16 protein-coding genes are annotated in these 22,185 nt (G+C 32.4%); 6 read left to right on the top strand and 10 right to left on the bottom strand.

What is annotated here, in order from left to right:
- The first annotated feature begins 11 nt into the window (after positions 1-11).
- Positions 12-938, top strand: coding sequence for a bifunctional riboflavin kinase/FAD synthetase (locus GCU34_RS12120; protein WP_072781708.1), 927 nt, complete (start codon positions 12-14; stop codon positions 936-938).
- A gap of 1 nt (position 939) precedes the next feature.
- Positions 940-2,151: an HTTM domain-containing protein gene (locus GCU34_RS12115; RefSeq protein ID WP_072781711.1), complete on the top strand. Its 1,212-nt coding sequence runs from the start codon at positions 940-942 to the stop codon at positions 2,149-2,151.
- Positions 2,152-2,295: 144 nt separating this feature from the next.
- Here GCU34_RS12115 and GCU34_RS12110 read toward each other — a convergent pair whose 3' ends face one another.
- The 6 genes from GCU34_RS12110 to GCU34_RS12085 all read right to left on the bottom strand — a co-directional run bounded on the left by GCU34_RS12110 (position 2,296) and on the right by GCU34_RS12085 (position 13,669).
- A complete protein-coding gene (locus GCU34_RS12110) occupies positions 2,296-3,684 on the bottom strand; it encodes a dipeptidase (RefSeq protein WP_072781713.1) in 1,389 nt (462 codons plus the stop codon).
- A 103-nt stretch (positions 3,685-3,787) separates the two neighbouring features.
- A complete protein-coding gene (locus GCU34_RS12105; protein WP_072781715.1) occupies positions 3,788-4,378 on the bottom strand; it encodes a T9SS sorting signal type C domain-containing protein in 591 nt (196 codons plus the stop codon).
- A gap of 198 nt (positions 4,379-4,576) precedes the next feature.
- Entirely contained in the window at positions 4,577-7,351 is a 2,775-nt protein-coding gene (locus tag GCU34_RS12100; protein WP_262489052.1) for a reprolysin-like metallopeptidase, read from the bottom strand.
- 177 nt (positions 7,352-7,528) lie between these two features.
- Complete coding sequence (locus GCU34_RS12095) at positions 7,529-7,837, bottom strand: hypothetical protein (RefSeq protein ID WP_072781720.1); 309 nt, start codon at positions 7,835-7,837, stop codon at positions 7,529-7,531.
- A gap of 265 nt (positions 7,838-8,102) precedes the next feature.
- Positions 8,103-12,983 (bottom strand): hypothetical protein, encoded by a 4,881-nt coding sequence (locus GCU34_RS12090; RefSeq protein WP_152378473.1) that lies wholly within the window; start codon positions 12,981-12,983, stop codon positions 8,103-8,105.
- A complete protein-coding gene (locus tag GCU34_RS12085; RefSeq protein WP_152378472.1) occupies positions 12,896-13,669 on the bottom strand; it encodes a hypothetical protein in 774 nt (257 codons plus the stop codon). The genes GCU34_RS12090 and GCU34_RS12085 overlap by 88 nt, the downstream gene beginning before the upstream one ends.
- 177 nt (positions 13,670-13,846) lie before the next feature.
- Between GCU34_RS12085 and GCU34_RS12080 the strand changes: the two genes are divergently transcribed.
- Both GCU34_RS12080 and thiL read left to right on the top strand, forming a co-directional pair.
- Positions 13,847-14,275: a regulatory protein RecX gene (locus tag GCU34_RS12080; protein ID WP_072781726.1), complete on the top strand. Its 429-nt coding sequence runs from the start codon at positions 13,847-13,849 to the stop codon at positions 14,273-14,275.
- 230 nt (positions 14,276-14,505) lie between these two features.
- Positions 14,506-15,552 (top strand): thiamine-phosphate kinase, encoded by a 1,047-nt coding sequence (thiL, locus tag GCU34_RS12075; RefSeq protein ID WP_072781728.1) that lies wholly within the window; start codon positions 14,506-14,508, stop codon positions 15,550-15,552.
- Between the two features lie 124 nt (positions 15,553-15,676).
- On the opposite strand, the gene GCU34_RS12070 is transcribed toward thiL, so the two are convergent.
- Both GCU34_RS12070 and GCU34_RS12065 read right to left on the bottom strand, forming a co-directional pair.
- A complete protein-coding gene (locus GCU34_RS12070; protein WP_072781731.1) occupies positions 15,677-17,218 on the bottom strand; it encodes a glycine--tRNA ligase in 1,542 nt (513 codons plus the stop codon).
- Between the two features lie 53 nt (positions 17,219-17,271).
- A complete protein-coding gene (locus tag GCU34_RS12065; protein WP_143146169.1) occupies positions 17,272-18,045 on the bottom strand; it encodes a hypothetical protein in 774 nt (257 codons plus the stop codon).
- 92 nt (positions 18,046-18,137) lie between these two features.
- On the opposite strand from GCU34_RS12065, the gene GCU34_RS12060 reads away from it, so the two are divergent.
- Entirely contained in the window at positions 18,138-18,821 is a 684-nt protein-coding gene (locus tag GCU34_RS12060) for a ComF family protein (protein WP_072783381.1), read from the top strand.
- A gap of 63 nt (positions 18,822-18,884) precedes the next feature.
- On the top strand, positions 18,885-20,489 hold the full coding sequence (locus tag GCU34_RS12055; protein WP_072781735.1) for an Ig-like domain-containing protein: 1,605 nt from the start codon (positions 18,885-18,887) through the stop codon (positions 20,487-20,489).
- Between the two features lie 3 nt (positions 20,490-20,492).
- Here the strand turns inward: GCU34_RS12055 and GCU34_RS12050 are convergent, their stop codons facing one another.
- Both GCU34_RS12050 and GCU34_RS12045 read right to left on the bottom strand, forming a co-directional pair.
- Complete coding sequence (locus GCU34_RS12050; protein WP_072781737.1) at positions 20,493-21,260, bottom strand: amidohydrolase; 768 nt, start codon at positions 21,258-21,260, stop codon at positions 20,493-20,495.
- A gap of 109 nt (positions 21,261-21,369) precedes the next feature.
- Positions 21,370-22,128, bottom strand: a complete 759-nt coding sequence (locus GCU34_RS12045) for a succinate dehydrogenase/fumarate reductase iron-sulfur subunit (RefSeq protein WP_394332669.1) — start codon at positions 22,126-22,128, stop codon at positions 21,370-21,372.
- Positions 22,129-22,185: the final 57 nt, after the last annotated feature.

The raw sequence follows: 22,185 nt of genomic DNA, 5'->3' as shown, positions 1-22,185 counted from the left end.
AAATTATCCTTTTGAAAATTTACAACAACCTTCAGGACTTTAAAAGCGAAAAAAATAGCATTATTACGCTAGGTACTTTTGATGGAGTTCATTTAGGACATAAAGCAATATTAGACAAACTTGTTACGCAAGCAAGTGAGAAAAACTTAGAAAGTTTAGTCTTAACTTTTTTTCCGCATCCAAGAATGGTTTTACAAAAAGATCATAATCTTAAATTATTGAATACTATTGAAGAGAAATCGGAATTGTTAAACAAAATTGGCATTCAAAATTTAATAATCCATCCTTTTGATAACGAATTTTCAAGATTATCCGCTGAAGAATTTGTAAAAAATATTTTAGTAGATAAACTTCATATTAAAAAAATCATAATCGGTTACGACCATAGATTTGGAAGAAATAGAACTGCAACAATAGATGATTTAATCGATTTTGGTAAAATTTATGATTTTGAAGTTGAACAAATTTCTGCCGAAGAACTAAATGAAGTAACAATAAGTTCAACTAAAATTAGAAATGCACTTGATAATGGTGATATTGAACTTGCAAATCAATATTTAGGTTACGATTATTTCCTTTCAGGCAAAGTTATTGGTGGTAAAAAAATTGGTAGAACTATTGGTTTCCCAACTGCTAACATTGAGATTCCAGAAGATTATAAATTAGTTCCAAAAAATGGAGTTTATATTGTTTCTTCTTTATACAAAGGGCAAACAATTTATGGAATGATTAACATTGGTAATAATCCAACCTTTACTGATAAAGACTATTCTTTAGAAGTTTATTTTTTAGATTTTGATGAAGATTTATACGACCAAACTCTTACGATTTCCTTTATAAAATACATTAGAAAAGAATTAAAATTTGATTCGGTTGAAGAATTAAAAGTTCAGATAGAAAAGGATAAAGAATTTACTTTGTCATATCTTAATCTCTAAAATGAATAAACTATTATTCAAAAATATTGATGGCGTTGCCTTAATTATTTTCCGAATATTACTTGGTTTTTTAATTACTTGCGAAAGTTTAATGGCCATTTTTCATGGCTGGATTGAAGCAATTTTAATTCAACCCAAATTTACCTTCAATTTTATTGGTTTCGATTGGCTCCAACCGCTTCCTGGGAATGGAATGTATTTTTATTTCGGGTTAATTGGCTTAACTGGAATTGGCATCATGTTAGGTTTTAGATATCGATTTAATATTATACTTTTTACCATTTTACTTAGTGGAGTTTACTTCATGCAAAAAGATGTTTATTACAATCATTATTATTTACTATTGGTAATTAGTTCTATAATGATTTTCTTACCTGCAAATCAAGAAAAATCTTTAGATGTAAAATTGGGTTATGTAAAAAAAGCCACCACAATTCCTCAATGGATAATATTCTTCTTTATCTCATTAATTGGTATTGTTTATACTTATGCCGCATTTGCAAAATTTTATCCTGATTGGCTAGACGGAGCATTTGCAAAAATCTTACTTCAAAGAATTACATCAAGACCTAATTTTTTAGAATTATTTTCTCAAAAATGGTTTTACCTTTCATTTGCTTATGCGGGTATTTTATTCGATTCTTACACGTTGCGAATTGGCATTTTTCCATACATAGCATTAAGTTTTTCAGTGTTTTTTTTCGAACCCAAAAAAATAAGAAAGTTATTCTTTAAAGAAGAAAATGAAATTGTTAACACAACAAATGATTCAAGTAAGAAATTGGTCTATTATTTTGCTTTACCATTTTTAATACTTCAACTTCTATTACCATTGAGACATTATTTAATAAAAGGCGATGTATTATGGTCAGAAGAAGGGCATCGATTAAGTTGGCGTGTAATGCTGCGTGAAAGAACTGGTGATATTAAAATTAAAATCGTTGATAATGAAACCCAAAAAGAATTTCAATACGATTATCTTAAAAATTTAACCTACATTCAAGCAAAACAATTAGCAGTAAAACCTGATTTTATTTGGCAATACTGCCAGAGAATTAAAAAAGAATACGAAGGAAAAAACATCTCAATTTACATAGATTGTAAAAACTCCATTAATGACAAACCTAAACAAGTTTTAATCGATCCCAACTATGACATGGCAAAAGCCGAATGGAATTATTTTGCTCATAATGAATGGATTTTACTTTATTAGAAAAAGATAAAGATATTCATTAATGTCTTTTATAAGTCTTACATGGGATATGTACGGGATATGTACGGGATATGTATGAGATAAGTATTAAACATATAATAACTGACAACAAACAAAAAATCCCGATTTACATCGGGATTTTTATTATTTGCTCATTTCAGTAAAATACTTATAGAATAATGGAATCGTTTCAATTCCTTTTAAATAATTGAAAACTCCAAAATGTTCGTTTGGAGAGTGAATTGCATCACTGTCTAACCCAAATCCCATTAAAATGGTTTTACTCTTTAATTCCTTCTCAAATAACGCCACAATTGGAATACTTCCTCCTGAACGAACTGGAATTGCGGGAACTCCAAAAGTTTCTGTATACGCTTTATTCGCAGCTTGGTATCCAATGCTGTCAATTGGGGTTACATAACCTTGTCCACCATGATGAGGCGTTACTTTTACTTTTACTGCTTTTGGAGCTATACTTTCAAAATGTTTTGTAAACAATTCTGTAATTTCTTCCCAATCTTGATTTGGCACTAAACGCATCGAAATTTTAGCATACGCTTTACTTGCAATAACCGTTTTGGCTCCTTCACCAGTATAACCACCCCAAATTCCGTTTACATCTAAAGTAGGTCGAATTGAGTTACGCTCATTGGTAACATAACCAGTTTCACCATAAACATCAGCTATATCTAAAGCCTTTTTATAATTTTCTAAAGAAAAAGGTGCTTTTGCCATTTCAGCTCTCTCTTCAGCAGATAATTCTTCTACCTTATCATAAAATCCTGGAATCGTAATATGATTATTTTCATCGTGAAGTGAAGCAATCATCTTAGCTAAAATATTAATTGGATTTGCCACTGCTCCACCATATAATCCTGAATGTAAATCGCGATTTGGACCTGTAACCTCAACTTCTACATAACTTAAACCACGTAAACCAGTAGTAATTGATGGTTGCGTATTAGAAATCATTCCAGTATCAGAAATTAAAATAACATCGTTTGCTAATTTCTCTTGATTACGTTCTACAAACCAACCTAAGCTTTTAGAACCAACTTCTTCTTCACCTTCAATCATAAACTTCACATTACATGGCAAGCAATTGTTTTGAATCATATATTCAAATGCTTTTACATGCATGTACATTTGTCCTTTGTCGTCACAAGCACCACGAGCAAAAATTGCCCCTTCAGGATGAATATCAGTTGTTTTAATCACTGGTTCAAAAGGAGGCGATGTCCATAAATCCATTGGATCTGGTGGTTGCACATCATAATGACCATAAACCAAAACTGTTGGCAGGTTTTTATCAATAATCTTTTCAGCGTAAACGATAGGATAACCTGGTGTTTCACAAAGTTCTGCGAAATCAACTCCAGCTTTTTCAAGACTTTCTTTTATCACTTCCGCTGTAGCGATAACATCATGAGCATAAGCACTATCAGCACTTACTGAAGGAATTTTTAAAAGTTCAATTAATTCATTTATAAAACGCTCTTTATTTTGTTGAACGTATTGTTTTATATTTTCCATTGTTATTTTTTGAATAATTCCAAAATTACAAAAAAAGCTGCACTTACCTAAAATAAAAAAGCCCAATCGTGAGATTGAGCTTTTTTAAAAAATCATATAATACTTAGAAAATTATCTTTTTGGCAACTTTCTCACCATTTGAAAGCTGAATTTTAACAATTAAAGCTTGGTTTGAAACTGTTAATCCTTTTACTCTATATTCGTTAGCTTTTAAATTTTCTTGAAACAAAATTTTACCTTGAATATCAAAAACTTGGATGTTTGCAATTTTTTCTGATGTTGAATTAATTACAATTTGTCCGTTATTTTTAAATACTAAAACTTCATTTTCATTTGAAACTATTTCAGTAGATGCTTTTTTGTAAACCAATTCAAATCTGTTTTTGAAATCTCCAGCTTCTGAAATAAATGAATAACCGCTTTCTTTTAAATTATGAGTAGTTCCAATAAATTTATCTTTGATAAAGATATCTTGAGCTGAAAAAACACCATCTACATTATCTAAATTAATAACATAAGTTCCTTTTTCTAATGCTTTAAATCCTAAAGCTACTACATCAGTATCATTAAATGGTAAAGCACGACCTTGAATAACATAAGCTTCATTATTTAAAACAGAGTAAATCATTGGTTTAGTATCGTCTAATATCTTACCATCAATCGCATTGTCAACAGCATTTGTTGCACCTTCCATGTAACCTACAAGAATTTAGTTATAAGAAGTATTGTTATCATTTAAGTTTAACCAAACTCTATGTTTTTCAACTGGAGTAACTGTAGTTCTATTAGCTTGAGATGTTCTAAAGAATTGAGATGTAACGGAAGCATTTACTCTTTGATCATTTGTGAAAATAGCACTTCCAAAATCATATGCTCTTACAAAGAACCCTTGTCATGTTTGAATAGTTTTGTTTGGAATCTTTGAACTTCCAAATGCAGCAGTTCCACCTAAAATTGTATAAGAAGCATAATTTGTTTGAGCTACATAAGATGCATCTTGTGGCACATTATGAGTCCAATAATATAAAGCATCAATCTTAGGGTTTCTCAATAAAACCATATTTGCGTCAATTGGTGACGGATAAGGGTTTCCAATTAAATTATATCCAATGCCAACAGGAGTTTTTACAATTTCGTTATTTGGAACTCCAGTAAATTGCCCATTATAAACCGTTGGTGTTGAAGAAGACCAGTTGTTAGCTACTCTAATCATATAACCTTTACCTTTAGCAAAACTATTAGTTGTTGGATCAATTGATTGATAAGCTGTTGGTGTAGTTGTACCCGTGTATAAATATTGATAAAAACGAGTTGTCACCGTATTTGGTGAAAACGCTAATAAATTTTGTGAAGCAACTGGTGAAGACCATGCTGTATAATCTAAACGAATCATTGGAGTAGAACTTCTCTTCACAATAATATTTCCTGAATTTGTTGCAGTATTAGAAAACTGAACTAAAGCTGCATTATTTTCAATTGTTAAAGAGGCAGTTGGAGCTACTGTAACTCCTTCTCCTACTTTTAAAGAATGTCCAGGATTGATTACTACTTGAGCTGTACCATTAACAGTAAAAGAACAAGCTTCGATATCTCCTGTTGAAGATAAATTTCCATTTACTATTGCAGCAACTCTTTTTGAAGGAGCGCCATTTGACCAAGAAGAACCATTCCAAGTAGTGGTAATCACCCCACAAGCATTTGGAGCTTCTGTAATAGTTGTATCACTAGTACATACTTCTAAAACTAGAGAATTTAATGTTCCTGTATCACCTTGAAAATAATCAGCAGCTAAAAACTGCCAAGTCCCATTTGCTTGTTTCCCATTAAAAATATTAAAAGAAGATGAAGGCTGAAATGGTCCTGCCCCAATTACACTATTTGTATTCGTACCACAATTTATAGTATTTGTTGCTTGTGAGTCTAAATCGGTATTATTAAAGCCATTTCTATTTGAACAAACATTATCTATATATAATAATTGAGTTCCATCAGGATGATTTAAAACTAAAGTAACATCTGACATATAAGTATGGGTCATATTTAAATCTAAAATATTTACATCTGAAATAGTATCTGTCATTGGAATATTTGTATTAAAACCAACAACCGTTCCATAACCACCGCTTGCTTGACCATCAGGAATTGCTAAATTTGGAGTAAATGAATATTGGTCACATGTAGTATTTGTAGTAACTGTATAGCCAATTGCAAAATCATTTGTATTTATTGCGTAAAAATCATTTCCTGTAGGTTCAATCAAAATTCTACAAAATGGAGCAGAGACATTCGGTATAGTAACTGTTTGTGTTCCATCATTTGCAGTATTAGCTACTAATGTAATTGGAAACGTTTGACCTCCATCAGTAGACAACTTAATGTTTACATTAGCAGCACCAGTCATAGTATTCGTATTATTTACCGACCAAGTAACTGTTTGGGTTGAACCTTGAGTATAACTAATACCAGATATGTTTTGTGATGTGACTAAAAATGGACCACGATTTCTGTCAAAAGTAACAGCTACATTAGCACCTTTATTATTACCTCCACCAGCACGATTATCTCTAACTGTTAACCTGAAATTTAATGTTCTATTTGCACTTGGATTATTTGGCACGATTTCCCATGGATTACCTGTAATACCATTTTTTACATGGTCAGCGAGTCTTGGGAAATTTCTAGAACCATAGTTTTTTGGCATAAAAGATCTAAAATTTGGTCCATTTGTTTTAGTTTCTGAAGGATATGAAGCAGCAGCACCAACCGTTGAAGCATCATCTACTTGCTCCCAAGAATAAGACAAAACATCTTTAATATCAGCGTCTGTTGCTGTGCCAGTTAATTTAAAAGCAGTTCCTCTAGGAAGAGTTTTTGTAGTGGCGGGTACAGTTACAACTGGGACAGCATTACCTGTGGGAATTTGAGCAGGACAAGATTTACTTTTTATGTTAGTTGTAATTTGATCTATCGATCCTGCGTGAAAAATTGGAATTGAATGTTCAGCCACATCAGTCGCACCTGTAATACCAGCATAACCCATAATAGTAACACCAGAACCAGGCTCCATATTTACAGCATTGTTTTCAGTACTAAATGAGAAAGTATGATTTCCTCCTAACTGATGACCAATTTCGTGTGCCACATAATCAACATCAAAATTATCTCCCATTGGAATTCCATCTGCTGGAGAAGTATATCCACTTCCTTTATAAGCGTTCGGATATGTTTGTCCCATGTATGAATAAGTTGACATATCATTACTACAAACGCAACCTATACAACCAGCATTACCACCACCGCCTGAGGCTCCAAACAAGTGACCAATATCAAAAGTTGAATTTCCTAAAACAGAACTTAACGTATTCATTAACTCTAAATTCCAAGGATCCATATTTGTTGAAGGGGAGTATGGATCTGTTGAAGCATTATAATAAATAACATTTACCGAGTTTGCTGTAATTTGCATTGTAGCATTAAAGTCCATTTCAAACAAGGCATTAACTCTTGTATAAGTAGCATTATATGCCGCTAAAACTAAATTTACTTGCGATGCATTGGTAGCTCCAAAATAATTTGCGTATTCTCCGGTACAAGATTGTGCCATTCTAAATCTTCTTAATTGGCTGTCATCAGCATCTCTTTGAGTATCATAACTATTCCCTTGAATATTTTGACCAAATTCTTTTACAGCTTCTTCTGTTGTTGTACAGTTAAATTTTTCGTTAGATTTACGCGCATAAACTCTGTCATAAACAACAACAGTTTTATAATCTAAAGAATAAGCATCTACTATATATGTAGACCCATCATTATTTCTAACTAAAGAACTAAAACCATTATAAGGCTATACACTAAATCTTATTACTGACCCTGAATTATCTACTGCATTACCTGCAAATGATCTAATTTCAGGAAATTTATCTTGTAAAATATCTTCAAAATTTGAAGCCTCAATAATTCTGTAGTCAGTTAGAGTTCCATCAGGATTTGGAACTGAAACAATTACACTTGACTGACCAAAAAATTCGCCTCTTTTTGGAACATTTATTAATTTACTTTTGAATTTTGTATAATCAAACTCAAAAAGTTTATAATCTGAAGGCATATTAGATTTTCTAACACCTTCCGAAATCCCAAGTCTTGGTTTTTCCACTTGTTTCCAAGCACTTCCTGTTTGAGAAAAGGAAACTAAACAACCAAAAAAAGCTACTAAACTAAGTAGTGTTTTTTTCTTTCTGAATAATTTGGGGTTAATAACTTCACTGTATTGAAAGGCAAATTTAAAAAAATTGTTTAAAAAACAGTCAAAGTGTAAAAAAAATCAATGAAATGCAAAAAAGGCTAGTAAACATTTACTAGCCTTTTGTTTTTTTATTAAAATTATGATTTTTAATAAATACTTTTTTAAAATATCTTAATTAAAATATAACTTTTCTTTCAACAGTTACACCGTTTTCTAATTCAACTCTTACAATTAGAACTTGGTTTCCTTTTACTAAACTTGAAACAAAATTTGGCGTATTATTTAATTTTTTATTTTCCAATAATTGACCAATTACATTATAAACTGTAACCGCCTTAATATTCAACTTATTTGAAGTTACATTTAAAGTTTCGTTACTGTATACTAGAATATCGTTATTATTTGTATCGAAATCTTCATTTGACAATGTTTCAGTTGTATATCTTAAAACAAATCTATCTTTAAATTCACCTGAAGCTATTGAAAAAGTGTAAGGCGACGTTCTTAAATCATGAATAATATTCAATTCGGTATCTTCTAAATAAATTTCTTGATTTTGTGTAAATAATCCATCTGTTGCTCCAATTCCAATTGAGTAATTTCCTGCTGTTGTAATGTTAACAGCAATTTGTACTTTATCGGTATTATCAAATGGTAAAGCTCTACCTTGAATAGTCATTCTTTCGTTATCTAGAACCGAATAAATATTCATAACATTCGCTAAAACATTGGTAACAGCATCATAAACTCTATCTTTTAGATATGTTGCACCAGTAACATAACCTACAAGTGTTCTAGCCGATTGATTGTTACTATTTATAATATCTAACCAAATTCTATTTTTCTCTTCTCCATTTGTATCTAATGCATCTCGAGTACTTGAATTTGAAGTTCTGTAAAATTGTTCGTTGTTATAGGTTCTGCTACGCATAGCATTATTAAATGTAACAGTACTTGTTGCGGCTGGTCCGTCTAACATACTAATCATAAAGCTTTGTCCTCCAGCAATAAAACCATTAAATCCTGCAGGACCTTCTAATGTACCCGTTCCATTGTAAACAATATAATCATTTGGCGTATAATTGTATACATAACTATCGTAGAAAGGATCTGATATAGATGTTGATGGATTTGTTCCATGTGTCCAAATTCTTACAGCTCCTTCAATATTAGTATTTAAAGTAATAAAATCTAAAGCTCTAATTGCAGATGGATATGGATTCCCTACCAAATTCCAGTTGTCGTCTTTATTAGTAATTGTAGTACCATTAGTACCCGCAAAATCTGGACCTGTATTATTAGCTCTGGCAATTGTAGGCTGAACCACTCCATTTCGTGCAACACCAGCAAAAGTTCTCGAAAAAACATCTCGCATAATATATCCTACTCCTGAAGCCATTGATGTGTTTCTAGATAAAATCCAATTACCCCAACCACCATTTGGATTAGCAACAGTAGGATTCCAACTGTAAATATATCCAGATGCAGGTGTATTTGCGCCTTCAACAGGAGATGACCAATATACATAATCTAAATTATTTCCTGTTGTGATTCTTTCATATGAAATGTCTCCTGTATTAACACCTGTATCATCCACTTGAATTAACGAACCGTCATCTAAAACATTAAATATTCCATTATTTGTTAAATCATGATTTACCTGAACATAATCATTACCGTTTACCGTAACTGTTTTACCTGCCACAACCAATAAGTCACCAGTAGCAATTAAATTATTAGACACACTTGTAGTAAAATCGTTATTCATTACTACATCGTAAAATATTTCTGTTCCTTCAGGAGCCACATTGCTTATAATTTGTGCCGCAGTTCCGTCAAAATGAATGGTTCCATTTCCTTCCTCAAAAGCTGTTTCATCTACATTATTTGTCCAATCACCGTATAAATGAATAGTTCCATCAGCAGTCCCAGCATTAGAGTCGTCCATATCAACTACACCTGTTGCCGTTATTACTAAATTGCCATATACATTTAAAATATTATTCGCATTTCCTTCTACAATTAGTTTTCTATCCGAAATTGTAATATCATTACAAACAGCAATATCACTATATAAATCAGAATAAGGTGCTGTAAAATCTACTTGAGCATCTCTAACGGAGCTTGAAGAAATTGTTACGTTTGTAGTTAATTTTGGCACAGCTAAACCTTCCCAATTGGCACAATCGAACCAGTTGGTATTCACATTTCCTACCCATTGACCAGGAGGATTACTTGGTCCTATTAAAAAAGTTTTCCCTGCTCTAGTTGACGATGAACTAGCTGGATCAATGGTATATCTTCCTGTTCCTAATGTCCAGTTATTGCTTACATCAGACAATGCCAATACAATTTGACGAATAGTCGAGATACCATGCTCTTTATCATTTTCATAAAATGCACTTACTGCATCTGAACTTGCATTTTCTACATTAAAACATGTTAATTCAGAAGGTAATCTTGACTCTCTTGAATTACCTCCTGAACTACCTCCATTACAAGCATCCGTTAAAGGTACCCAAGCAGCTCTATTGGTAATACCATGAAGCAAGGTCCCTGATAAATAATAATTGGCCTCATTTGCATCAAGTGTTCCATCAAAAGTAAAAGCACCTTGAATTAAAAACATTTGATCTGATCCCGAAGTAGAAATATTTGGACTGAAACTAGGATTAGTTGAGCCTGAAAAGTCAGCCGTAATATCAGTAATTGTTGTACCTATTGTTACTTCTACTGTACCAAACCAATTTCCACCACCATTTGTTTCAAAACGCAAAACAGAACCAGCAGGGATTATAGTTAAACCATTATAAGTAAGTTCTGCAACATATGGTGCTTCTTCTGCGAAGTCTCCTCCACCTCCCCATTTGTTCGTTCTAACATTTGCAGGAGCTCCAGCTTCGAAACGTGAATTTACTAATGTAAATGTTGTTCCCGGAATCATATCTACTAAAGTAGCAATAAGATATTCATCTGCAGCACCACCACCACTACCATTTACTTGACCATCATATCCTACAAACACTAACTCTCCTGGGTTAAATGAAGTTCCTGTAGCAGCTATTACACTTAAAGTTGCACTATTTGAAGTTACATTTCCACAAGCCGAAGTTACCACACATTGGTACACGTAACCATCCATAGTCAAGGTAGCATTTGAAATTGAAAGAGACGCTGTGTTACTCCCTGAATATTGTGGCCCATCGATTACATTTACAAAACCACTTCCTGTATCTACTTGCCACTGATAACTTAAACCCGTACCTGTTGTTGCAACAGTAAAACTCGCTCCTCCATTTTCAATTGTTGAAGCATCTATAGGCTGAGTTGTTATTGTTGCAGGCGTATTTATTGTAACCGTGTATGACCCAACCTCTGCTACAGACCAACAACTTGTTGCTGTATTAAAAGCCCTAACATAATAATCACCAGAAGTAGTTACTACTAATGGCGAATTTGCATTATTAGTTGTACTTGTTCCCATAGAAGTTGTTTGCCAATAAAATTCAACAGGGGCAACAGCAGATTCTGAATAAGTAAGCGTAGTTGAATTACAAGCCGGAGTTACACCTGAAATAGTTCCTACCGGATCAGCTGGTGGTGTACATGTTGGCCCACAATAAACATTTAAATTATCGATGTAATGTGTTCTATCATCAGCAGATCTATACAATCTCACCCTAACATTTGGCATGACTTGAACAACAGGAGGAAAAGATATGGTAAATGTTGTAAAAGATGTAGAAGTACATGTATCTTCCTGAACATCAACCCAAACACTTCCGTTAAAATATTGTACTTTGATTCTATTGTTAGAACTAGGAGAAGAACTTAAAGCAGCATCATAAGTAAGTAACGCAGGATTATTCAATGGTGGTAATTCCAAATAATCTCCTACATCATTCATCTGTATTTGCCCGCCACCAGCAAACATACTAACTGCCGTCCATGTACCATTTTCACTATGAGTCCAATCACCATATGCATGAGCCCAACCCGTAAAACTTGAAGTAAGACAAGGAGGTTCTGTAACCGTTAAAATAGCCACTGACGAAGTAACATTTCCACAAGGTGCATTACCAGTAACAACAACCTGATATTGATAACCACTCATAGCCAACGTAGTAGCTGGTGTAGTATAACTTGCAGATGTAGCACCACTAATATCACTCCAACCACTTCCTGTGTTAATTTGCCATTGATATCCAGCTCCATTAGAAGCAGTTACTGAAAAAGTAGCTGTGGCACCTACAGTAGTTGCTTGGTTTGAAGGCTGAGTGCTAATAACAATTGCATTTATAACTGTTACCGCTTGTGAAACAGTTCCAGTTGACCAACAAGTTCCATTAAAAGCTCTTACATAATATGTACCATTAGTTGTTACACTATAAGCCGATGTTGTTGGAAAAGTCGTACTCGTTCCTGTAGCAGAAGTTTGCCAATATAAAGATGCACTTGGCGCAGAATAATTTAAAGATGTATTCCCACAATTTTGAGTTGGAGTTATAGTTCCTGATGGTGTTACAGGAATCGCATTAACTGTTACACTTCCAGATACATTACTAGTTACTGGGCTCCCACAAGCTGCTGTAACCACACAATAGTAATATAATGTTCCAGCTGTTGCCGTACTAGGGGTATAACTAGCACTATTTGTACCAACTGGCGTTCCACCAGAATTTGTTGCTGTTGTATTACTATACCACTGATAAGACAATGTTGTACCTGTTGCTGTAACTGACAAAGTAGTTGCGCTATTTCCTTGACATAAATTTTGAACCGAAGTTGATGGATTTACAGTAATTGTTGCAGAATTCTGAACTGTTAAGTCAACCGTATTATTTGTACCAAAAACCGTAGGATTATTAGAAACTACTCTAATTCTGTAACCTGTTCCTGCAGCAGTTCCTGCTGGAATAGTTGCCGAAATTGTACCACTATTAGCATCACTAATCAAAGTTCCTATACTCACAGGAGAAGTAAAACTTCCAGCAGCATTTGATAATTGAGCTGTATAAGTATTCCCAGTAAATGTACCTGTACTTGTAAAAGGCACAGAAACAGAAGCACTAGTTGACGCATTAACACAAAAAGGACTACCTGAAATTGCAGTATTTGTTGTAATTGTATTTGAAGTTGCAGGAGAAATAGTCCCCCTATTGCCAAACCATATTGACCACTAGTTGGAGAATTAAAACCCCAACCACCAGTTGTAGTCTGTCCACTAGCATAATATCTTATTGTAATTGTGATAGCATCAGAAACATTTTGTAAAGCTGAAATACTTGACAAATTTATTTGTGTTAAAGTTGCTGGTGTACCAATTGTTATTTGAGACGAAGCTATTAAAGTAAAATTTGTTCCATCCAAACTATAAGCAAACTGAGAACTCACCCCAGGAGAGGCAGCAAAAGTTGCTGTTCCAGCAAATCTTGCATCTAAAGTAGTTAAAGACAATGTATTTCCGGCAGAAGCAGAAAGTGTAAATTGAAAATAATCGGTATTAGTTGTTGCAATACCATTATTTTGAAAACCAACTGTTCTAAAAGAATTACCAGCACCGCTATAAGCGGCCCCAGCACCTCTTGTCAACAAATTAGAAGCATCTAAAGAAGCATTGTAAACATCAGCTGTAGAAGTCGTATTTGTAGTCGAACCTTCACCAGTAAAATCCCATGCTGCTATTTGTCCCCAACTCAAAACCGAACAAAACAAGGCAACAATAAATAATTTTAATTTCATAAATTTGGATGATTAAATGAAAAATTTAGGGGTTAAAATTTGCCTTCCTCATTTAAAAAAAAGCCTACAAAGGTAAAACATAATTTTTTGTTTACGAAATATTTACTACATTATTAAATTGTTAACGAATTGAAAACTAACAAATCCACTTTTTCATTGAAAGAAATCTACCACAAAATGGAATACTTTTGTGCTTACCAAGAACGCTGTTACAAAGAAGTGGAAGAAAAATTATATTCGTTTTCTTTAAGCATTTCAGAAAAAGAACAAGTTTTAACCTATCTTATCGAAAACAACTTCATAAATGAAGCGCGTTTTGCTAAAAGTTTTGCTCGCGGAAAACACAATTATAAAAATTGGGGTAAAAATAGAATTACTCAAGAACTGAAATTTAGAGACATTAGTTCTAGAATTATAACCGAAGCTTTAAGTGAAATTCCAACTGAAACTTATTTTGATAATTTCAATTCACTAGCCGAGAAACATTGGCACTCTATCAAAGAACAAAAAGGTCCTAAAAAAAATAAAAAGTTTGTCGATTTTTTACTTCGTAAAGGTTACGAATCGAATTTAATTTTTGAAAAACTGAAGGAATTAGACAATTAGCCAATGAGGCTATATGGCAATGATAATAAATATATCGTCACTTCGAGTAGGATTTGCAACAAAGTGAAAAATCCATATCGAGAAGTTTTATGTTTTTTTAAGTTCTCGATACATTTTTTGTTTCATTTAATTACACAAAAAACACTCGAACTGACGCAATAACAGTAAAAGAACCTGAAACTAGTTCAGGTTGACAAAGATGTTATTATCTTTGCAAAAAATTTAAAGACATGTTAGAAGATAAAAATCAACCAAAAACACAATTAGAAAACTTAGGTGAATTTGGTTTAATAGAACATTTAACGAAAAACATTGAAATTACTCAAGAATCTACCATAAAAAGTATTGGAGACGATGCTGCCGTATTAGATTTTGGAACCAAAAAAGCAGTAGTTTCAACTGATTTATTAGTGGAAGGTGTTCATTTTGATTTGGCATACATGCCTTTAAAACATTTAGGCTACAAAGCAGTTGTGGCAAACGTATCGGATATTTGCGCAATGAATGCTACGCCAACTCAAATTACTATTTCTATAGCTGTTTCAAATCGTTTTCCATTGGAAGCTATTGAAGAATTGTACGAAGGAATGAAGTTGGCAGCCAAAATTTACAATGTAGATATTATAGGTGGCGATACTACATCTTCTCAAAAAGGATTAATTATTAGCATCACTGCCATTGGTGAAGCTAACTTAGACGATATTGTTTATAGAAATGGTGCACAGCAAAATGATTTGTTAGTAGTTACTGGAGATGTAGGTGCAGCCTATATGGGCTTACAAGTTTTGGAACGCGAAAAACAAGTATTTCAAGTAAATCCAAACAACCAACCCGATTTAGAACCTTATTCGTATTTAATAGAACGTCAATTAAAACCTGAGGCTCGAAAAGATATTAAAGAACTTTTAGAAAAATTAGAAGTTAAGCCAACATCTATGATTGATATTTCGGACGGACTTTCATCGGAAATTATTCATTTATGTAAACAAAGTAATGTGGGTTGTAATTTATTTGAAGAGAAAATTCCTGCCGATCCACAATTAATTAATGTTTGTGAAGAATTCAATATTGATATAACAACTGTAGCTTTAAACGGTGGTGAAGATTACGAATTGCTTTTCACTATTAAAATGGAAGATTTTGATAAAATAAAAGCAAATCCAAACTTTACAGTTATTGGTCACATGACTGAGGCTAAAGAAGGCATGCATTTAATTACAAGAGCCAATACTAAAATTGCTTTAAAAGCGCGTGGCTGGAATGCACTTTCTGAATAGTTGGCAGTCACAGTATTCAGTCGCAGTTTTAAAATAAAAAATCCCAAATGTGTCTTCGACAAGCTCAGACTGACATTTGGGATTTTTACTTTGTATATCTTACTTCGTAACTCGTACTTAGAACTTACATTTTCATTAACCAATTACGCATTGAAACTTCATTGTTGATAATTCCTCTTAATTCAGAAATTGCAACACGTTGTTGTTCCATTGTATCGCGGTGGCGAATAGTAACGGTTTTATCTTCTAATGTTTGATGATCTACAGTAATACAAAATGGCGTTCCTAATGCATCTTGACGACGGTAACGACGACCTACTGCATCTTTTTCGTCATAAGCGACATTGAAATCCCATTTTAAATCTTCTACAATTTCTCTTGCAACTTCAGGCAAACCATCTTTTTTAACTAATGGTAAAACTGCAGCTTTTGTTGGCGCTAAAACTGATGGTAAACGTAAAACTGTTCTTGTAGAACCATCTTCTAATGTTTCTTCTTGTAACGATTTTGAGAAAACTGCCAAGAACATTCTATCTAATCCAACAGAAGTTTCTACTACGTAAGGCACATAGTTTTTGTTTTCTTCAGTATCGAAATATTGTAATTTTTTACCAGAATATTGTTCGTGCGCTTTTAAATCGAAATCGGTTCTTGAGTGAATTCCTTCTAATTCTTTAAATCCAAATGGGAAATTAAACTCAATATCAGCAGCAGCATTTGCATAGTGTGCTAATTTTTCATGATCATGGAAACGGTAATTTTCAGCACCTAAACCAAGTGATTTATGCCAAGCCAAACGTGTTGTTTTCCAGTATTCGTACCATTTCATTTCTTCGCCTGGTTTCACAAAGAATTGCATTTCCATTTGTTCAAATTCACGCATACGGAAAATAAACTGACGCGCAACAATTTCGTTACGGAACGCTTTACCTGTTTGGGCAATACCAAAAGGAATTTTCATTCTTCCTGTTTTTTGAACGTTTAAGAAGTTCACAAAAATACCTTGAGCGGTTTCTGGACGTAAATATAAATCCATAGCAGTATCTGCAGAAGCCCCTAATTTTGTTCCAAACATTAAGTTGAATTGGCGAACTTCTGTCCAGTTTTTAGAACCAGATTCTGGACAAGCAATTTCTAATTCTTCGATTAATGCTTTAACATCAGCTAAATCTCCAGCATCTAAACCTTTCGCCATTCTTTGTAGAATCACCGTTTTTTGGTCTAAATATCCTTTAACTCTCTCATTAGTAGTTACAAATTGAGCTTCATCAAAAGCATCGCCAAAGCGAGCTTTAGCTTTTTCAATTTCCTTTTGTGCTTTTTGGTTTAATTTTTCAGCATAATCTTCAATTAAAACATCGGCACGATATCTTTTTTTAGAATCTTTATTGTCGATAAGTGGATCGTTGAATGCATCTACGTGACCCGAAGCTTTCCACGTTGTAGGATGCATAAAAATTGCAGCATCAATACCTACAATATTTTCATGCATTTGCACCATTGATTTCCACCAATAGTCGCGAATGTTTTTCTTTAATTCAACACCGTTTTGTGCATAATCGTAAACCGCACTTAATCCATCGTATATTTCGCTAGACGGAAAAATATATCCGTACTCTTTTGCATGCGAAATTACATTTTTGAAAATATCATCTTGTTTTGCCATCTTGCAAAAGTAAAAAAAGGGAATACAAATGTGAAAAGAATTTTAGGAATATTTTACTGATATTCGTATGTAGTAGCACCTATTTCATCAAAACCGTGAAATAATTTAACTTTATACACGCCTTTTACTGTTTTCTTTTTCTCTAAATCTACATAAACACAAACATCAGTGTCTTTTTGATTGTAAAATGTATTTACATGAGAACTATATTCTAATGTTTGATTACTAGCAACCGTATCTGTTAAAATATGTGAAGAAATGATTTGATCATTTGGATTTACAATTTGAACGAAAATCTTTTTATTTCCTTCTTTTACAAACTCATTTGCTTCGAGAGTGAAACAAACTCTAATTTCTTGGATTTTATTTTCTTTAGTGTTTTTGTAAAAATCAGACATTACTTTAACACCACGAGCATTTACATTTAATGCTTTAATTTTATCAACTATTTTTTCTCCGGCTTTGGTGTTTTTCTTTAAATCAACAATTGATTTGTTATTTTTATCAATTATGGTTTTTAACTCACTAATTTCTTTTTCGATTTTTTTATTTTGAATTTCTAATGCTTCCACACTAATTTCTTCATTTGTTAAAATCTCTGCCGATACATAGGAATCTGCCTCGATAACTTCTGGCGATTTAACATGAGATTTGTAAAGTTCCTGTTCACTTAATTTTATACTATCTTCTAGCTCTTCTAACTGAACTTTATAAATTTTCTTTTCTTCTTGAAGTAATTTGTTCAAATCTTCATTTTCTTTTTTAAGTTTATAAAAATTTACAAAAGAGAAGATAGCCACAAATGAGGTTATGACTAAAGAAAACATTAATATGTTTTTAGACTTAAAAGGCATGTGGGATGGGTTATTTTTACCAAATTAAGTTATTTTATATTTTTATTATAATCAAATTCGATAAAATGCTAAAAAATCTGTTGAATTTAATATATCCTCGTTTATGTGTGGGTTGCAATACGCTACTCCTTACAAATGAGACTACTATATGCAGTAAATGTTTACATCACCTACCTTATACCTATCATTGGAAAAACCATAAGAATGATACTACAAAAAAATTTGAAGGGTTACTGCCAATTGAATTTGGAATTTCCTTTTTATATTTTCAAAAAGAGGGCATCGTTCAAGAAGCCATACATAAATTAAAATATAAAGGAAAACAAGAAGTTGGAACTATTTTAGGGGACTTAATGTCGGCTGAAATTAAAGAATTTATCATCAATCAAAAAGTAGATGCTATTATTCCAGTTCCACTACATCCTAAACGTTTAAAAGAAAGAGGATACAACCAAGTAGAAAGTTTTGGAAAAGCCATTTCTAAAAACCTAAACATAACTTACAATGATAGTTTATTAATTAGAAATGTTTACACAAAAACTCAAACCCAAAAAAATAAAGACTCACGACAATATAATAAGGAAAATATTTTTGAGTGTAAGTTTCAAGAAAGCGATTACAACAAACACTACTTGCTCATTGACGACATCATTACAACAGGTGCAACTCTCGAAAAATGTGGTAAAGCCATTTTAAAAATTCCTAACTCGAAAGTGAGCATTTTAACCATTGGCTACACACAATCTTAAATTCAATTAAAAATTTGGCATAGTTAGAATAATAGTTGTTATTTTGTATCAAATTTATTTTCCATGAAGAACATTTATGTTTTAGTTTTCACGGTTTTTTTCATTGCCATTCTAACATTAGGAAGTTGTGCCAAAAGAGGAACAATCACAGGAGGTCCAAAAGACACCATTGCTCCAAAGATTGTAAATTCTTTCCCTGAAAACTATACTACCAACTTTGATGGAAAAGAAATAAAAATTGTCTTTAACGAATTGATTAAAATTAAAGACATTAACAAACAACTTATCATTTCACCTCCTCTAAAGAGTAAACCTATTATCGTTCCGCAAGGAAGTGCAAGTAAATTTATTTCGGTAAAGATATTAGACACTCTTCAACCTAATACGACTTATAGTTTAAATTTTGGTCAAAGTATTACCGATAATAACGAAGGAAATCCTTATTCTCAATATCGTTATGTGTTTTCAACAGGAAGCTACATCGATTCTTTAGCAATAATGGGAAAAATAAAAGACGCCGTAGAAATGAAACCTGATAATTTTGTATCGGTTCAACTATACGATGCACAAACTTTTTCTGATAGCACCGTATATAAAGAATCTCCTTTATATGTTACCAATACACTTGACAGTTTAAAATTATTTGCATTAGAAAATTTAAAAGCTGGTGATTATTATATTGTAGCTTTAAAAGACAAAAACAACAATTACAAGTTTGATCCAAAGCAAGATAAAATTGGTTTCCTTAAGAATAAAATTACTATTCCAAATGATACAGTTTTTGAATTAGAACTATTTAAAGAAAAAACTAAATTTAAAGCTCTTAAACCTACTCAAGAAACTGAAAATAAATTTTTCATGGGATTTGAGGGAAATCCTAAAAATGCCAAAATAATTGCAAAAAAAGGAGATGAAATTCTTCCAGTAATCTTCACCAAGTTTGCACAAGAAAAGAAAGATTCTATTCAATTATTTCTTCCTAAAATTGAAGCGGATTCATTAGAGTTTTTTGTAGAAAAAGATGATTTTAAAAAATCATTTGTTAGTAAATTGAAGAAAAACATTAAAGAAAAAGATACTTTAATTGTAGACTTAGCACAAAAAGGAACCATTCATTTTAGAGATACACTGCGTTTAAAAACAACGCTTCCATTAAAAAATATTGATAAAAGTAAAATAAGTTTAATTAATAAAGATTCTGTTGCTTTAGACTTTGGTTTAAACTATAAAGAATTTGAACAAGAAGTTCTATTTACTTTTAAGAAAGATGAAAACCAAAAATATTCTTTACAATTACTTCCAGCTAGTGTTGAAGATTATTTAGGCAACAAAAATGACACTTTAAAATTCAGTTTTAATACACGTTCACTATCTGATTATGGAAACTTATTTGTAAATCTAAAATCAGCAAAAAGATTTCCATTAATTCTTGAAGTACTAAATTCAAAAGGTGATGTTGTAGCGAGTGCCGTTTCAAAAGGTGAAAAAAATCTAGAATTTGAAGCATTGGAACCCAATATTTACACATTGCGCATTATTTATGACGACAATGGAAATGGAGTTTGGGATACTGGAAATTATTTAGAAAAACGACAAGCTGAAGAAATTCAATATTTCCCAACGACAATTGACATTAGAGCAAACTGGAATTGGGATCAAGATTTTTAAGCCTTAATCTAAAAGTTCAAAATTATCTTTATCATTTAGAAAATTAAACTTATTTCTAGAATCTTGCAACTTCTTTTTACTAAGGGTTACAACTTGAATGCCATTTTCTTCAAAAGGAGCTATTAATTCGTTTCCTAATTCATCTAAAACCTGAGAATGACCAATATAATCGTGTCCATTTACATCTTTACCAACTCGGTTAACTCCAACTACAAAAGTCATGTTTTCAATTGCTCTCGCTTTTAATAATGCATCCCAAGCTTGAGTTCTTATTTTAGGCCAATTGGCAACATAAACCAACAAATCGTAATCTTCTACATTTCTTACAAATACAGGAAAACGTAAATCGTAACAAACTTGCGGACAAATTTTCCAATCCTTATATTCAAAAATCACCTTTTCTGCTCCTTTAGTATAAACCTTTTCTTCGCCAGCTAAAGTAAATAAATGACGCTTATTATAATGTTGTACAGTTCCTTTTGGTGTTACAAAAACCAAACGATTGTAATATTGATTTTCTTCTTGAATTACTAAACTTCCTATAATTGCTGTTTTCTTTTGTTTAGCCAAACTTTTTAACCACTGAATAGTTTCATCTTGCATGGTTTCAGCAACGCGCTCAGGATTCATAGTAAAACCAGATGTAAACATTTCGGGCAAGACCAATAAATCAAATTTCTTATCAGACGAAAGTACTTTACTTTCAATTGTTAATCGGTTGTATATTGGATTTTCCCAAACTAAATCGGTTTGAAGAATAGCTACTTTCATAGAAAGGGTTTAATTTTTACAAATGTAATAGAAAAAAGGAAACCTGTTAACATTAAAGCTAACAGGTTTATATTTAGATTCTGAAACAAGTTCAGAATGACAAATAGTTTTATTTTAAACTTGCCGATAAATATTCACGGTTCATACGTGCGATATTTTCTAAAGAAATACCTTTAGGACATTCGATTTCACAAGCACCTGTATTGGTACAGTTACCAAATCCTTCTTCATCCATTTGACGTACCATGTTTAAAACACGTTGTGTTGCTTCAACTTTACCTTGAGGTAATAATGCATATTGAGAAACTTTTGCTCCTACGAATAACATTGCTGAACCATTTTTACATGTAGCAACACAAGCACCGCAACCTATACAAGCAGCAGCTTCAAAAGCTTTGTCTGCATCAGCTTTAGGAACCGGAATTGCATTTGCATCGATAGTATTTCCAGATGTATTCACAGAAACGAAACCACCCGCTTGTTGAATTCTATCGAAAGCACTTCTATCTACAACTAAATCTTTAATTACAGGAAACGCTTTACTTCTCCATGGTTCTACATAAATAGTATCACCATCGTTGAACATACGCATGTGTAATTGACAAGTTGTAATTCCTGTATCTGGTCCGTGAGCACGTCCATTAATATATAATGAACACATACCGCAAATTCCTTCGCGACAATCGTGATCAAATGCTACTGGTTCTTTTCTTTCGTTAACCAATTGTTCGTTCAATTGATCAAGCATTTCTAAAAATGAACTATCTGTAGAAACGTTATCCAATTTATAAGTTTCTAGTTGTCCTTTATCTTTAGCGTTTTTTTGACGCCAAATTTTTAGATTTATATTTATATTTTTTGAAGCCATAATTTTTCTTATTAAGTGATTAGTGATGAGCCTTTAGTGATTTGTAAATTTTAAAAC

This window comes from Flavobacterium haoranii, assembly GCF_009363055.1.
Classification (GTDB): domain Bacteria; phylum Bacteroidota; class Bacteroidia; order Flavobacteriales; family Flavobacteriaceae; genus Flavobacterium; species Flavobacterium haoranii.
The sequence above is the reverse complement of the archived record's forward strand: the minus strand, read 5'-3'. Positions and strand labels throughout refer to the sequence as shown.

What these genes read in the sequence shown, in the direction of transcription:
- GCU34_RS12115 (WP_072781711.1), top strand. Translation starts at nt 940, where the DNA reads ATGAATAAACTATTATTCAAAAATATTGATGGCGTTGCCTTAATTATT.
- GCU34_RS12110 (WP_072781713.1), bottom strand. Translation starts at nt 3,684, where the DNA reads ATGGAAAATATAAAACAATACGTTCAACAAAATAAAGAGCGTTTTATA.
- GCU34_RS12105 (WP_072781715.1), bottom strand. Translation starts at nt 4,378, where the DNA reads ATGGAAGGTGCAACAAATGCTGTTGACAATGCGATTGATGGTAAGATA.
- GCU34_RS12085 (WP_152378472.1), bottom strand. Translation starts at nt 13,669, where the DNA reads ATGAAATTAAAATTATTTATTGTTGCCTTGTTTTGTTCGGTTTTGAGT.
- GCU34_RS12080 (WP_072781726.1), top strand. Translation starts at nt 13,847, where the DNA reads ATGGAATACTTTTGTGCTTACCAAGAACGCTGTTACAAAGAAGTGGAA.
- thiL (WP_072781728.1), top strand. Translation starts at nt 14,506, where the DNA reads ATGTTAGAAGATAAAAATCAACCAAAAACACAATTAGAAAACTTAGGT.
- GCU34_RS12070 (WP_072781731.1), bottom strand. Translation starts at nt 17,218, where the DNA reads ATGGCAAAACAAGATGATATTTTCAAAAATGTAATTTCGCATGCAAAA.
- GCU34_RS12065 (WP_143146169.1), bottom strand. Translation starts at nt 18,045, where the DNA reads ATGTTTTCTTTAGTCATAACCTCATTTGTGGCTATCTTCTCTTTTGTA.
- GCU34_RS12060 (WP_072783381.1), top strand. Translation starts at nt 18,138, where the DNA reads ATGCTAAAAAATCTGTTGAATTTAATATATCCTCGTTTATGTGTGGGT.
- GCU34_RS12055 (WP_072781735.1), top strand. Translation starts at nt 18,885, where the DNA reads ATGAAGAACATTTATGTTTTAGTTTTCACGGTTTTTTTCATTGCCATT.
- GCU34_RS12050 (WP_072781737.1), bottom strand. Translation starts at nt 21,260, where the DNA reads ATGAAAGTAGCTATTCTTCAAACCGATTTAGTTTGGGAAAATCCAATA.
- GCU34_RS12045 (WP_394332669.1), bottom strand. Translation starts at nt 22,128, where the DNA reads ATGGCTTCAAAAAATATAAATATAAATCTAAAAATTTGGCGTCAAAAA.